This is a genomic window from Geodermatophilus sp. SYSU D00079 (genome assembly GCF_054050635.1).
Map to the genome: position 1 here is coordinate 75,508 of NZ_JBJGZS010000015.1, position 13,719 is coordinate 89,226.

Below are 13,719 nucleotides of genomic sequence, written 5' to 3' on the forward strand. Positions count from 1 at the left end.
TCCGCGTCCAGGGCGCCTCCTCAGGCCACCGGGAAGACCTGCCCGTCGGCGGCCACCGTCACCGGCCCGTCGAACGTCTCGCGGGCCGCCGCCGCCCACTGCTCGTCGGTGGCCACGCCCGCCAGGTGGCTGAGCACCAGGTGGCCCGCGCCGGCGGCCGCCGCCACCCGCCCGGTGCCCTCGGGCTCGGTGTGGCTCTGCGCCAGGTGGTTGATGAACTCGTCGGTGTAGTCGGGGTTGCCGCGGTAGAAGTCCAGGTAGACCGCCTCGTGGACCAGGACGTCGGCGCCGCGGGCCAGCTCGACGACGTTGGCGTGCTCGGCGGTGTCGCCGGAGAAGGCGACCACGCCGTGCGGCGTCTCGAACCGGAACCCGTAGGAGGGGTACACCGGCGGGTGGTCGACGAGTGCGGCCAGGACCCGCACCCGCTCGTCCTCGTACACCACGAACGGCGCCATGGGCGGTGCCAGCGGGCCGCGCGGACCGGCGGGCACACCCGCCGGGAGCTCGAGGTCCTCCGCGACGACGAGGTCGTCCAGCGGCGGGCGGGCCTCGTCGTACACCCGGATGTTGACGTCGTAGGCGTAGGCGGCCAGCAGGGCGGCCACGACGTCCTGCGTCCCCGGGGTCGCCGGCGTGACGACGGCCTCGGCGCCGTCCGGCAGCGCGCCGGCGGGGCCGGGCCCGAGGACCCGGAAGGGGCGGGTGAAGCCGTCCACCGGGGCGCCCCAGTTGTAGAGCAGCAGGCCGGGGAGCTCGGCGACGTGGTCGGAGTGCAGGTGGGTGAGCAGGACGGCGCGCAGCTCCGCCATCGGCAGCATCGCCTCCACCGCCTGCCGCACCACGCCCAGCCCGCAGTCGACGAGGTAGAGGTGCCCGTCGACGACGACCGCGCTGGCGATCCCCCGGCGCGGGCTGCGCACCGCCGGGCCCGCGGCCGTGCCCAGCGTGACGAGGGAGGTCCCGGCGGTGGGGACCGGCTGCGGCGTCCGGTCCGCCGCCGTGCCCGCCCGGGCCGACGCGCGCCCGAGGACGCCGCCCAGCGCGGAGCCCCCGGCGAGGGAGGCCCCCACCGCGAGGGACCTCCCGAGGAACGAACGGCGGGTGGGGCCTTCGGCGGTCATGGGACCTCCCGGACAGGACGGCGGCCGGCGGGTCCAGGGTCCGAGCCCACCGCAGGCCCTGTCAAAGCCCCCGCTCAGCCCAGCGGGCGGATGCCCCAGGTGCCCGTCGTCGACGCCCCCGGCTCCAGCCGCAGGACCGCCTCCCCGGTCTGGAGGGCGTTGGGCGGGCAGGTCATCGGCTCCACGGCCAGCCCCCGGCGCCGGCGCGGCTCGGGCACCACGTCGCCGGTGAACAGCTGGAGGTACCGGTAGGCGCCGTCCATCCAGACGGCGACGCCGCGCCCGTCCGGACCGAGCAGCCGCACCTCGGCCAGCCCGTCGGCGCCGCGCTCGATGTCGGTGAAGCAGGAGTCGACGACGAGGTTCCCAATCCGCCGCCCGCCGCGCAGGTCGTACGGCGTGCCCTCGACCGGCACCGTGCCGTCCGGGATGGCCCGCTCGTCGGTCTCCAGCCGGGTGGCGGCGGGGGCGACCAGGGTGCAGTCGTCCAGGCGCGCGCCCGTGAGCACGTACGGGTGGTGGCCCTCCCCGTACGGCAGCGCGGTGGCGCCCTCGTTGGTGGCGGTGGTGGTCACCCGCAGCCCGTCGGCGGACAGGACGTAGGCCACCTGCAGCCGCAGCGTGAACGGGTACCCGGGCCGCGGGTGCAGCAGGTGCTCGAGGACCACCCTGTCCTCGGCCCGGTCGACCGCCCGCCAGGGGACGAACTGGACCAGCCCGTGGATGGCGGTGCCGCGCTCGGGCTCGGTCACCGGCGTCCGGTGCTCCTCGCCGTCCCAGGTGTAGACGCCGTCGCGCAGCCGGTTGGGCCACGGAGCCAGGACGTGCCCGCGCGCGTGCGGCGCCATCTCCTCGGCGCCGTAGCCGTCGACGACGTCGCGGCCGCCCACCCGGTAGGTGCGCAGTCCGCCGCCGACCTCGACGGCGGTCACCTCGGCGTCCCCGCAGCGGAGGACGAACTGCTCTCCCGTCGGCGGGATCACCGGACCCGCTCCGCGGTGAGGTCGCGGACCTCGGCGTAGCGCTCGCGCACGTGCGGCACGGGGTCGGCCTCGTGCACCTCGGTGCCGGGCCGGGGCCAGTCGGGGGCGGTGTCGCCGCCGCTGAGCACCCACGCCGCCTGGCGGGCCGCGCCGTCGGCGACGTACTCCCCCGGCGGCGGGACGAGCACCGGCACGCCGAGGACGGCCGGCGCGATGCGGCGGACCGCCTCCGACCGGGCGCCGCCACCGACCAGCAGGACCCGGCGGACCGGGGTGCCGGTCGCGGCGACCGCGTCCAGCCCGTCGGCCAGCCCGCACAGCAGGCCCTCGACCGCGGCCCGCGCCAGGTGCGCGGGGTCGGCCGTGCCGAGGGTCAGCCCGTGCAGGGCGCCGGTGGAGGTGGGGCGGTCCGGCGTCCGCTCGCCCTCCAGGTAGGGCACGAGCACCAGCCCGCCGGCGCCGGGCGGCGCCGACAGGGCCAGCCGGGACAGCTCGGCGTGGTCGACGCCGAGCAGCCGCGCGGTGGCGTCGAGGACCCGCGCGGCGTTGAGCGTGGCGATCAGCGGCAGGAAGTTGCCGGTGGCGTCGGCGAAGCCGGCGACGGTGCCGCTCGGGTCGGCCGCCGGGGTGGTGGAGACGATCGACACCACCCCGGACGTGCCGATGGACAGGACGACGTCGCCGGGCTCGGCGGCCAGGCCCAGCGCGGCGGCGGCGTTGTCGCCGGTGCCCGGCCCCAGGACCGCGCCGCCGGGGGTCTCCCCGCCGGGCTCGGCCGGGCCGAGCACCCGGGGGACGAGCGCTCGGTGGCCCAGCGCCCGCTCCAGCAGGTCCATCCGGTACTCACCACCCGCGGGTGACCAGTAGCCGGTGCCGCTGGCGTCGCCGCGGTCGGTGACCAGCGCCTCCAGGCCCGGCCGGCTCCCCGTCGACCCGCCCGCGAGCCCACCGGCCAGCTGCCAGGTCAGCCAGTCGTGCGGCAGGCAGACCGCCGCGGTGCGGGCCGCGTTGTCCGGCTCGGCCCCGGCCAGCCAGCGCAGCTTGCTGACGGTGAACGACGCGACCGGCACCAGGCCCACCGCGTCGGCCCACGCCTGCCCGCCGCCCAGCTCCGCGGTGAGGTCGCGGGCGGCCTGCGCGGAGCGCGTGTCGTTCCACAGCAGCGCCGGCCGGACCACCGCACCGTCCTCGTCGAGGCACACCATGCCGTGCTGCTGGCCGCCCACGGCCACCGCCGCGACGTCGTCCAGCCCGCCGGCCCGCGTCAGCGCCTGCTGCAGCGCCGCGGCCCAGGCGGCGGGGTCGACCTCGGTGCCGTCGGGGTGCGGCGCCCGGCCCTCACGGACCAGGGCGCCGCTGCCGGCGTCGCGCACCACGACCTTGCACGCCTGGGTCGACGTGTCGACCCCCGCCACCAGTGCCATCGCTCAGCGGGCCCCGAGGAGGTGCTCGACGGCCAGCTGGGACAGGCGCACCGCACCGGCACCGCGCGCGGCGGCGGCGTCGACGTCGAACTCCTCGAAGGAGCCACGGTCGGCCAGCAGGTCCTCGTAGGACTCGTTCTCGGCCAGCGTGGGCCGGGCCAGCTCGGGCACGCGGGCGGCGACCAGCGCCTCCTGCACCTCCGGGTCGGCGCGGAAGGCCGCCGCCCGCTCCTTGAGCAGCAGGTAGGTGCGCATGTTGGCCGCGGCCGAGGCCCACACGCCGTCCATGTCCTCGGTGCGCAGCGGCTTGTAGTCGAAGTGCCGCGGGCCGTCGTAGGCCGGCGCGCCGTCGACGCCGCCGTGCTCCAGCAGGTCGACGGTGGCGAAGGCCGACAGCAGGTCGCCGTGGCCGAAGACGAGGTCCTGGTCGTACTTGATCCCGTGCTGGCCGTTGAGGTCGATGTGGAACAGCTTGCCCTGCCACAGCGCCTGGGCGATGCCGTGCGTGTAGTTCAGCCCGGCCATCTGCTCGTGCCCGACCTCGGGGTTCACGCCCACCAGGTCGGCGTGCTCGAGGGTGGAGATGAACGCCAGCGCGTGCCCGATGGTGGGCAGGAAGATGTCCCCGCGCGGCTCGTTCGGCTTGGGCTCCAGGGCGAAGCGCAGGCCGTAGCCGCGGTCCTCGGAGTACTGGGCCAGGGTGTCGATGCCCTCGCGGTAGCGGTCCAGCGCGGCGCGCAGGTCCTTCGCGGTGTCGACCTCGGCGCCCTCGCGGCCGCCCCAGAGCACGTAGACGCCGGCACCGAGCTCGGCGGCGAGGTCCATGTTGCGCATGACCTTGCGCAGCGCGAACCGGCGCACGTCGCGGTCGTTGGCGGTGAGCGCGCCCTCCTTGAACACCGGGTGGGTGAACAGGTTGGTCGTCACCATGGGGACGACCAGGCCGGTCTCCTCCAGCGCCGCCCGGAACCGCTTGACGTGCTGCTCGCGGGCGGGGTCGTCGCTGCCGAACGGGATGAGGTCGTCGTCGTGGAAGGTGACGCCGTAGGCGCCCAGCTCGGCCAGCCGGTGCACCGACTCCACCGGGTCGACCGGCTCGCGGGTGGCGTCGCCGAACGGGTCGCGTGCGGACCATCCGACGGTCCACAGGCCGAAGGAGAACCGGTCCTCGCGGGTGGGCTGCGGCAGGCTCATGGGGGATCCCTCCATCGGGTTTTGTTCTTCCGTAGAACATAAGCCAGGGGCACCGCTAACCTCAAGGGGTGCGCACGACGGAGGGGACCGGAGCCCGGCAGTCGACGCTGCGCAGCGCCAACCTCGCGCTCGTGCTGCGGACCGTCTGCGCCGCGGCCGCCCCCCTGTCCCGCGCGGACATCGCCGCCCGCACCGGGACGACGCGTGCCACCGCCGCCCGGTTGGTCGACGAGCTCCTCGTCGGGGAGCTGCTCGACGAGGGCGAGCGCATCGCGCCGCCCCGGCGCGGGCGCCCGGCCACGCCGCTGCTGCCGGGCGCCCGCATCGGCGCGCTGGGCCTGCAGGTGGACGCCGGGCTGCTCGCCGCCCGGGTCCTCGACCTGCGCGGCCGGGTCGTGGCCGAGTCGGTGGTGGACGGCGACTTCGTGGGCAGCGACCCGGAGGCCACGCTCCCCCGGCTCGGCGCGCTGGCCACGACGCTGCTCGCCGGCCCGGCCGCGGACCTGCGGCTGGCCGGCGCCGGCCTGGCACTGCCGGGGATCGTCCGCGAGCAGGAGGACCTGCTGCTGCGGGCGCCCAACCTCGGCTGGTCCGACGTCCCCGCCGCGGACCTGCTGGCCGCGGCCCTGCCCGACGGCCTGCGGCCGGTACTCGGCAACGAGGCCGACCTCGCCGCCCGCACCGTCGCCGAGGTGGCACCGGGGCGGCCCGGCCCGCTGCGGGACTTCCTCTACCTGTCCGGGCAGATCGGCATCGGCGGCGCCGCCGTCCTCGACGGGCGGGTGATGACCGGCAGTGCCGGGTGGGCCGGGGAGGTCGGGCACGTGTGCGTCGACCCCGACGGCCCGCCCTGCCGCTGCGGCTCCACCGGCTGCCTGGAGCAGTACGCCGGTCGCCACGCCCTGCTCGCCGCGGCCGGGCTGCCGCTGGACACCCCGCCGGCCGAGGTGGTGGCGCGGGCGGCCGACGGGGACGCCGCGACGCTGCGGGCCCTCGACGCCGCGGCCGACGCCCTGGGCATCGCGCTGGCCGGTGTGGTCAACGTGCTGGACCTGCCCACGGTGGTGCTCGGCGGCCACCTGGGCGCCCTCGCCGACCTGCTGTGCCCGCGCGTGGAGGAGCTGCTGGCCCGCCGGGTGCTGTCGGCGCGGTGGCGGCGGCCGGCCCTCCAGGCGGTGACCGCGGCCCCGGCGGCCGGCGCGACCGGGGCCGCGCTGCGCGCGCTGGCCGGTGTCCTGGCCGACCCCGTGCGCTGGCTGCCCTGAGCCCGCCGTCGGCTACAGGCCGACCTGCTCCTGCAGCGCGCCGACCTCGGCGCGGGTGAGCCGGCGGATCGACCCGACCCGCATGCGCTCCAGCTTCACCGGGCCGACCGCCGTCCGGGTCAGCCGCGACACCGGCAGGCCCACGGAGGCCAGCAGCCGGCGGACGATGTGCTTGCGGCCCTCGTGCAGGACCACCTCGACCACGGACTGGCCGGCGTGGGTGTCGACCACCCGGAAGGAGTCGACCTTGACCGGGCCGTCCTCGAGCTCGACGCCGGCGCGCAGCCGCTTGGCCAGGTCGCGCGGGATGGAGCCGGACACCTGGGCCAGGTAGGTCTTGCGCACCTCGTAGGAGGGGTGGGCCAGCCGGTGGGCCAGCTCGCCGTCGTTGGTGACCAGAAGCAGACCCTCGGTGTCCTGGTCGAGCCGGCCCACGTGCACCAGGCCGGGGGCGAGGTCACCGACCATGTCGCCCACGGTCGGGCGGTTGCGGTCGTCGCTCATCGCGGTGATGACGCCGGCGGGCTTGTTGAGGGCGTAGGTGACGCGGTCGTCGCGCAGCTCCAGCCGGGCACCGTCGACGGCGATCTTGTCCCGCCGGGGGTCGACCCGCATGCCCTGCACGGTGACGGTGCGGCCGTTCACGCTGATCCGGCCCGCCTCGATCATGTCCTCGCAGACGCGGCGGGAGCCGACCCCGGCCCGGGCCAGGACCTTCTGCAGCCGCTCGCCCTCCCGCTCCTCGTCCGGCTCGGCGGGCTCGCGGTCGCCGGGGTGGACGGGGGCGAGCTCCATGTCCTCCGACCAGCCCTCGCCGGCGTCGGTGGTGTTCTCGTCGTGCGGAGCGGTGTTCATCGCCGTCCAGTCTCCCACCCGACGGCGCGGGCGCCGCCGGGTGCGCAGCGGTCGGTCAGCAGTTCTCCTGGCCCCAGTCGTCGACGGCCGAGCCGGTGGACACGAGGTCCTCCTGCAGCTGGGTGGCCTCGCCGACGAACTCGGTGTTGGCCGAGGGGTCGGTGAGGTCGACCTCGCCCAGCAGGTCGCGCATGCCGGTCCAGGCCTCGACGAGGGCCTGCCACTCGTCGGCGACGTCCTCGGGCGGCTCGACGGCCTCCAGGCGCTCGACGGCGTCGCCGACGATGCCCGGTGCCTGCTCCGGCTCGGCGGTGACGCCCTCCAGCTCGGCGGTCACGTCGGAGAGCAGGTCGGGGACGTCCTCGCAGAAGGCCGCCTGACGCTCCTCGTCCTCGGAGGCGCCACAGCCGGCGAGCAGGAGGGCGGCGGCAGCGAGCGGGGCTCCGAGAGCACGGACGGAGAGTGAGCGCTTCATGAGCCGACCGTAGCCTCCGGCCTGGTCACCGCCCTGTCGCGGGGTGCCGCTCAGGCGTCGGGGTGCTCGTCGAGCACGCTGGCGGCCTCGGGCAGCAGCGGGCCGAGCTCCGGGAGCTCGTCGAGGCCGGTGAGCCCCAGCCGCTCGAGGAACAGCGGGGTCGTGCCGTACAGCCCGCCGCCGGTGTCGGGGTCGCTGCCCACCTCCTGGACCAGCCCGCGGCTGACCAGCGTGCGCATGACGCCGTCCACTCCGACGCCGCGGATCGCCGACACCCGGGCGCGGGTCACCGGCTGGCGGTAGGCGATGACCGCGAGGGTCTCCAGCGCGGCCTGGGTGAGCCGGCTGCGCTGGCCGTCGACCAGGTACCGCTCGACCACCGGCGCGTAGTCCTCCCGGGTGTAGAGCCGCCACCCCTCCCCCACGCGCCGCAGGGTCAGGCCCGCGGCGCGGCGGTCGTAGTCGCCGGCGAGCTCGGCCAGCGCCGCGCGCACCTGCGGCACCGGGCAGCGCAGCGCACCGGCCAGGGTGACCTCGTCGACGGGTGTGTCGACGACGAACAGCAGCGCCTCCAGCCCGCCGCGCAGCGCGACCGGGTCCAGCTCCTCGCCGGCCGGCTCCGGCTCGGGTCCCGGCTCCGGTCGCGGCTCGGGCCGGGCGGCGTCCGGCGGCGGCAGCGGAGCAGGTTCGACGACCGGCTCCGGCTCCGCCTCCACCTGCGACACCGGCCGCTCGGCCACCCGCGCGGCCAGCTCGGCGGCGACGGCGTCCCAGGTCTCGGCGTCCGGGCCGCCCTGCGCCTCGGCCGCCTCGCGGGTGGCGTCGAGCTCCGCGGCGAGCGACTCCCAGGAGATCGGCGGCCGCTCCTCGCTCATGCGTACTCCTCGTCGGCGTCGTCGTCGGCGTCCGGCTCGGGCCCGCTGCCGCCGGTCCACCGCACCGACAGCTCCCCGAGCGGGGTGAGCTGCTCGAAGGTCACCCGCTGCTGGCGGTAGAGCTCCAGCAGCGCGAGGAACCGGGCGATCACCTCCAGCGTGTGCCCGCAGTCGGCGGTCAGGGCCCGGAACGTCGCCGTCCCGGCGGAGATCAGCTGGTTGCGCACCAGCAGCAGCTGCTCGGAGACGCTCACCGGCGGCGCGTGCAGGTGCGAGACACCGACGACCTCGGGCGCCTTCGGGGTCAGTGCCCGGGTCGCCAGCGCCGCGAACTGCTCCGGGGTGAGGCCGAGCAGCACCTCGGGCAGCAGCTCGGCGAAGCGCGGCTCCAGGCCGGCGTCCCGCGGGTGGCGGCGGGCCGCCTCGGCCTCCCGCTCCCGCAGGAAGGCCGCGGCCTGCTTGTACGCCTTGTACTGCAGCAGCCGGGCGAACAGCAGGTCGCGGGCCTCGAGCAGCTCGAGGTCCTCCTCGTCCTCGACGTCGGCGGCCGGCAGCAGCCGGGCGGCCTTGAGGTCGAGCAGGGTTGCCGCGACGACGAGGAACTCGCTGGCCTGGTCCAGGTGCAGCTCGTCGCCGAGCGCGCGCAGGTGGGCGATGAACTCGTCGGTGACCTGCGACAGCGCGATCTCGGTGACGTCGAGCTTGTGCTTGCCGATCAGCTGGAGGAGCAGGTCGAACGGCCCCTCGAAGTTGGTCAGCCGGACGGTGAACCGGCCCGACGGCGCCGGCTCGGCGACCGCCGGCTTCCCCTCCACGCCGACCAGCCTAGGTACTGACGGCCGGCGGACCAGGGACGGCACGTGGCCGGTGGAGACCGGTCGCCGGGGCCCGGAACGTGTCCCGACCGGGACCCGGGCCGCGGCTGCACGCAGTCCGGGACGGCACCGGGTCGCGGTACCGTCCGGAGGACGACAGGGGCCTCAGCCCTTGAGCCGCCGGACCAGCACCGACTCCTCGCCGCGCTCGCCGAGGTCGGCCAGCAGGACGGCGATGGCCTCGCGCACGATGCGGCCGCGGTCGGCGGCCACGCCGTGCTCGGCGCGCAGCGACAGCCGGGCGCTCTCCAGCGCGAGCAGCTCGTCGGCGGAGATGTAGACGGTGATCTTCTCGTCGTGCTTGGTGCGCTCGGTGCGGGTGGCCCGCCCGCGGGTGGGCCGGGACGGCACCCGCATCGGGGCCGGCGCCGGGGCGCGGTAGGCCGCGAGCGCGTCGTCGGTGTCGGCGGCACCCCCGGGGACGAGGGTCAGCGGGGCGGTCGTCTCGGCGGCGGCCGGCTCGCCGCGCCGGGTGGCGGCGCCGCGCAGGGCGGGCGAGCTCACCGTGGCGCTGATGCTCGGCAGCTCGGTGACCTCCGGGGTCGCCTCGACGGCGTCGGTGCGTCGGAACAGCTCGGCCGCGCCGGGGAGGACGGGTCGACGCGTCACAGTGCCAGGACCTCCTTGGCCAGGTCGCGGTAGGCGGACGCGCCGGAGGAGGTGGGCGCCCAGGTGGTGATCGGCTGGCCGGCGACCGTGGTCTCCGGGAAGCGCACGGTGCGGTGGATGACCGTCTGGAACACGGTGTCGCCGAAGGCCTCGACGACGCGGCTGAAGACCTCGCGGCAGTGCACGGTCCGCGCGTCGTACATCGTGGCGAGGATCCCGGAGATCTCCAGGTCGGGGTTGAGCCGCTCCTTGACCTTCTCGATCGTGTCCACCAGCAGCGCCACGCCGCGCAGGGAGAAGAACTCGCACTCCAGCGGGATCACCACGCCCTGCGCGGCGGTCAGGGCGTTGACCGTGAGCAGGCCGAGGGAGGGCTGGCAGTCGATGAGGATGTAGTCGTACTCGTGCCGGACGTCGGCGACCACCCGCAGCAGCGTCTGCTCCCGGGCCACCTCGCTGACCAGCTGCACCTCGGCGGCGGACAGGTCGATGTTGCTGGGCACGAGGTCCAGGCCGGGGATGTCGGTGGGCACCCGGACGTCGGCCAGCGTCGTCCGCCGCTCCATGAGGGCGTTGTAGATCGTGCGGTCCATGTTCTGGGCCGGCACCCCGAGGCCGACCGACAGGGCGCCCTGCGGGTCCAGGTCGATGAGCAGCACGCGGCGGCCGTACTCGACCAGCGAGGCACCCAGGTTGATCGTCGACGTCGTCTTGCCGACGCCGCCCTTCTGGTTGCACATCGCGATGATGCGGGCGGGCCCGTGCTGCGTGAGCGGCTTGGGCTCCGGCAGGGGGCGCACCCGCGCGCGGGCGGGGTCCAGCCGCGAGGCGGCGGCGCCCATCTCCGGTCCGGTGTCGGTCGGGAGCGCGACGGCCGGGCCGGCCACGTCCCCTCGGATCGCCATCGGTCAGGTTCCTCCACCTCGTGCCCGTTCCGGCCGCGGAGGCCGGTGCGGTCAGCCGTTCTGCCCGCGCGGGTGACCCCGACGCTAGGGAGGATCGCGCCGTTTACCGAGGAGGCACGCCGCGTGCTGTGTCGACATGGCGACCACTGCCAACACGGTCTCAGGGTTGAGCCGAAACCCTTGGCAGGTGACGCCGAAACGATCGGACGACGGCTGTCAGGTCAGCGCCCTCGGGTGGCTGCTGGCGTAGACCTCGCGCAGCCGGTCGACGGTGACCAGCGTGTACACCTGGGTGGTCGTCACCGAGGCGTGCCCGAGCAGCTCCTGCACCACGCGCACGTCGGCGCCGCCGTCGAGCAGGTGGGTGGCGAAGGAGTGCCGCAGCGTGTGCGGCGACACCTCCTCACCCAGACCGGCCCGCTCCGCCGCCGTCCGCAGGATCGCCCAGGCGCTCTGCCGGGACAGCGGGCCGCCGCGGGCGTTGAGGAACAGCGCGCCGCCCCGCACGCCGGTGCGCCCGGCGGCGGCCAGGGCCGGGCGCGCCCGCACCAGGTAGTCCTCGACCGCCCGGACGGCGAAACTGCCCACCGGCACGATGCGCTGCTTGCCGCCCTTGCCGGCCAGCCGCACCACCGACTGGCCGCGGTCCAGGTCGTCCACGGCCAGCCCGACGGCCTCGGAGATGCGCGCGCCGGTGCCGTACAGCAGCTCCAGCAGCGCGCGGTCACGCAGCCCGCGCGGGCCGTCGACGGCGCCGGTGGCCTCGATGAGGGCCACCACCGACTCGACCGGGATGGCCTTGGGCAGCCGCCGCGCCGGCGTCGGCGGACGGACCTCGGCGGCGACGTCGTCGGGGACCAGCCCGTCGAGCAGGGCGAAGCGGTGCAGCCCGCGGACGGCGACCACCGCCCGCGCCGCCGAGGTGGCCGACAGCGGCGGGTGGGCGTCGTCGCCCTGCCGCAGCGCGGTGAGGAAGCCGGCGACGTCGGACTCGGCGACCTCGGCCAGCCCGCGCACCCCGGCCGCCTCGAGGAACTCCGTGTACCGGCGCAGGTCGCGCCGGTAGGAGGCGATCGTGTTCGCGGCCAGACCGCGCTCGACGGTCAGGTGGTCGAGGTACCCGGTCACCACCCGCGCGACGTCGGTGACCTGCGGGGCCGTGACGGTCAGTGGAGGACCTCCTCGAGTCCGACGGCGGTCATGCCGTGGGCCGCCGCGACCTCCGGCAGCACCACCTGCCCGGCCACCACGTTGACCCCGTGGGCCAGTGCCCGGTCGGCGTGCACCGCGGCGACGGTGCCCTCGTTGGCCAGGGCCATGACGTAGGGCAGCGTCACGTTGGTGAGCGCGTGGGTCGAGGTGTTGGGCACCGCGCCGGGCATGTTCGCCACGCAGTAGAACACCGAGCCGTGCACCCGGAAGGTCGGCTCGTCGTGCGTCGTGGGCCGCGTGTCCTCGAAGCAGCCCCCCTGGTCGACGGCGATGTCGACCAGCACCGAGCCGGGCTTCATCCGGGCCACCAGCTCGTTGCTGACGAGGGTGGGGGCCTTGGCGCCGGGCACCAGGACCGCCCCGATGACCAGGTCGGCGTCGAGCACCGCGCGCTCGATCTCGTAGGCGTTGGAGGCGACCGTCTGCAGGTGGCCCTGGTAGATGCGGTCGGCGGCCCGCAGCTTGTCGATGTCCCGGTCAAGGACGACGACCTCGGCCTGCATGCCCAGGGCGATCGCGGCGGCGTTCATCCCGGAGACGCCGGCGCCGATGACGACGACCTTCGCCGCGTACACGCCGGACACCCCGCCGAGCAGCACGCCGCGGCCGCCGTGCGCCCGCTCCAGGGTGTGGGCACCGACCTGCGGGGCCATCCGGCCGGCCACCTCCGACATCGGCGCGAGCAGCGGCAGCGCGCCGTCCGCGGTCTGCACCGTCTCGTAGGCGATCGCCGTCGTCCCGGAGGTGACCAGGGCGTCGGTGCACTCCTTGGACGCCGCCAGGTGCAGGTAGGTGAACAGCGTCTGGTCCGCGCGCAGCCGGCCGTACTCCTCCGCGACCGGCTCCTTGACCTTGAGCAGGAGGTCGGCCGTGCCCCACACGTCCTCGGCGGTGGGCACGATCCGCGCGCCGGCCGCGACGAAGTCGTCGTCGGGGATGGAGGAGCCCTCCCCCGCACCCCGTTCGACCAGCACCGTGTGCCCGGCGCGCACCAGCTCGGTGACCCCGGCGGGGGTCAGCGCCACCCGGTACTCGCGGTTCTTGACCTCTCGGGGGACCCCGACTCGCATCGTCCGCGCTCCTGCTCCCGGTGCGGGGACTCCCGAGGGTGACGGGGCCCCGTCCCGCGTCGTGGGGCGCCCGGTCGGGGCGCGCCTCGCGGCGGAGTGTAGGCGGGATCACCTCCCGCGCCCGAGCGCGCCGGGCCGTGGCCACCGGCGCGGGTGAACGCCGTCCCCGCTCGGGTAGGGCCCTGCGGCCCCGACCCGCCCCCGTGGAGGACCCCGATGCGCCTGTACGCTCCCCGGCCTCGCCTGCGGGGTCTGCAACTGGCCGCGGACGCCGGCATGCTCGCCTGGCTGGTCGTCTGGGTGCTGGTGGCCCGGGCCGTGCACGGCGCCGTGCTCGTCCTGGCCGAGCCGGGGCGGGCGGTGGAGGACCTCGGCGCCTCGGTCGCCGGGAACATGGCCTCGGCGGCGGAGGCGGCCGGCGACGTGCCGCTGGTCGGGGACGACCTCGCCGCGCCGTTCGACGCCCTCGGCAGCGCGGGGGCCTCCGTCGGCAGCGCGGGCCAGGCCGCGCAGGACGCCGTGGGCACCCTCGCCGTCGTGCTGGCCGTCGTCCTCGCGGCGCTGCCGGTGGGCTGGCTGCTGCTGCGCTGGGCGCCGTGGCGGGTGCGGTGGGCCCGGGAGGCCGGCGCCGCGCAGGCGGTGGCCGTCGCCGACCCGCACGTGCTGGCCGCCCGGGCGCTGGCCACGGCGCCGCTGTCCCGGCTGGCCGCGCTGCCCCCGGGGACGGCGGCGGCGTGGCGGGCCGGCGACCCCGCTGCCACGCGGGCGCTGGCCGCCCTGGAACTGGACCGCCTCGGGCTCACTCCGCCGGTTTGGCGTTGAGGACCGCGCCGCCCGTGCCGATGTCCATCCC

The 13,719-nt window shown here is 76.1% G+C and carries 14 protein-coding genes; 2 read left to right on the forward strand and 12 right to left on the reverse strand.

Going from position 1 to position 13,719, the window contains the following annotated elements; translation table 11 throughout:
* Positions 1 to 20: 20 nt before the first annotated feature.
* The 4 genes from ACI79E_RS13845 to xylA form a co-directional block, all read right to left on the reverse strand.
* On the reverse strand, positions 21 to 1,124 hold the full coding sequence (locus tag ACI79E_RS13845) for an MBL fold metallo-hydrolase (protein ID WP_456933131.1): 1,104 nt from the start codon (positions 1,122 to 1,124) through the stop codon (positions 21 to 23).
* Between the two features lie 74 nt (positions 1,125 to 1,198).
* Complete coding sequence (locus ACI79E_RS13850; RefSeq protein WP_456933132.1) at positions 1,199 to 2,107, reverse strand: aldose 1-epimerase family protein; 909 nt, start codon at positions 2,105 to 2,107, stop codon at positions 1,199 to 1,201.
* A complete protein-coding gene (locus ACI79E_RS13855) occupies positions 2,104 to 3,531 on the reverse strand; it encodes a xylulokinase (RefSeq protein WP_456933133.1) in 1,428 nt (475 codons plus the stop codon). The genes ACI79E_RS13850 and ACI79E_RS13855 overlap by 4 nt, the downstream gene beginning before the upstream one ends.
* Positions 3,532 to 3,534: 3 nt before the next feature.
* Positions 3,535 to 4,725 carry a xylose isomerase gene (xylA, locus tag ACI79E_RS13860; protein ID WP_456933134.1) on the reverse strand — a complete coding sequence of 397 codons (1,191 nt, stop codon included), beginning with the start codon at positions 4,723 to 4,725 and terminating at the stop codon, positions 3,535 to 3,537.
* 68 nt (positions 4,726 to 4,793) lie between these two features.
* On the opposite strand from xylA, the gene ACI79E_RS13865 reads away from it, so the two are divergent.
* The gene (locus tag ACI79E_RS13865) at positions 4,794 to 5,990 is read left to right on the forward strand and encodes an ROK family protein (RefSeq protein ID WP_456933135.1); all 1,197 of its coding nucleotides are present in this window, start codon (positions 4,794 to 4,796) and stop codon (positions 5,988 to 5,990) included.
* A gap of 12 nt (positions 5,991 to 6,002) precedes the next feature.
* Here ACI79E_RS13865 and ACI79E_RS13870 read toward each other — a convergent pair whose 3' ends face one another.
* From ACI79E_RS13870 to ald, 8 genes are all read right to left on the reverse strand, one after another.
* On the reverse strand, positions 6,003 to 6,845 hold the full coding sequence (locus tag ACI79E_RS13870) for a pseudouridine synthase (protein WP_456933136.1): 843 nt from the start codon (positions 6,843 to 6,845) through the stop codon (positions 6,003 to 6,005).
* A 55-nt stretch (positions 6,846 to 6,900) separates the two neighbouring features.
* The gene (locus ACI79E_RS13875) at positions 6,901 to 7,320 is read right to left on the reverse strand and encodes a hypothetical protein (protein WP_456933137.1); all 420 of its coding nucleotides are present in this window, start codon (positions 7,318 to 7,320) and stop codon (positions 6,901 to 6,903) included.
* Between the two features lie 50 nt (positions 7,321 to 7,370).
* A complete protein-coding gene (gene scpB, locus ACI79E_RS13880; RefSeq protein ID WP_456933138.1) occupies positions 7,371 to 8,195 on the reverse strand; it encodes an SMC-Scp complex subunit ScpB in 825 nt (274 codons plus the stop codon).
* Positions 8,192 to 9,010: a segregation and condensation protein A gene (locus ACI79E_RS13885; RefSeq protein WP_456933139.1), complete on the reverse strand. Its 819-nt coding sequence runs from the start codon at positions 9,008 to 9,010 to the stop codon at positions 8,192 to 8,194. Before ACI79E_RS13885 ends, scpB begins: the two co-directional genes overlap by 4 nt.
* A 165-nt stretch (positions 9,011 to 9,175) precedes the next feature.
* Positions 9,176 to 9,679, reverse strand: a complete 504-nt coding sequence (locus tag ACI79E_RS13890) for a hypothetical protein (protein ID WP_456933140.1) — start codon at positions 9,677 to 9,679, stop codon at positions 9,176 to 9,178.
* Positions 9,676 to 10,584, reverse strand: coding sequence for a ParA family protein (locus ACI79E_RS13895; protein ID WP_456933141.1), 909 nt, complete (start codon positions 10,582 to 10,584; stop codon positions 9,676 to 9,678). Before ACI79E_RS13895 ends, ACI79E_RS13890 begins: the two co-directional genes overlap by 4 nt.
* 216 nt (positions 10,585 to 10,800) lie before the next feature.
* Positions 10,801 to 11,715 carry a site-specific tyrosine recombinase XerD gene (gene xerD / locus ACI79E_RS13900; protein ID WP_456933142.1) on the reverse strand — a complete coding sequence of 305 codons (915 nt, stop codon included), beginning with the start codon at positions 11,713 to 11,715 and terminating at the stop codon, positions 10,801 to 10,803.
* Positions 11,716 to 11,750: 35 nt separating this feature from the next.
* Entirely contained in the window at positions 11,751 to 12,866 is a 1,116-nt protein-coding gene (gene ald / locus ACI79E_RS13905) for an alanine dehydrogenase (RefSeq protein ID WP_456933143.1), read from the reverse strand.
* Positions 12,867 to 13,082: 216 nt separating this feature from the next.
* Between ald and ACI79E_RS13910 the strand changes: the two genes are divergently transcribed.
* Complete coding sequence (locus ACI79E_RS13910) at positions 13,083 to 13,688, forward strand: hypothetical protein (RefSeq protein WP_456933144.1); 606 nt, start codon at positions 13,083 to 13,085, stop codon at positions 13,686 to 13,688.
* The last annotated feature ends 31 nt before the right edge of the window (positions 13,689 to 13,719 follow it).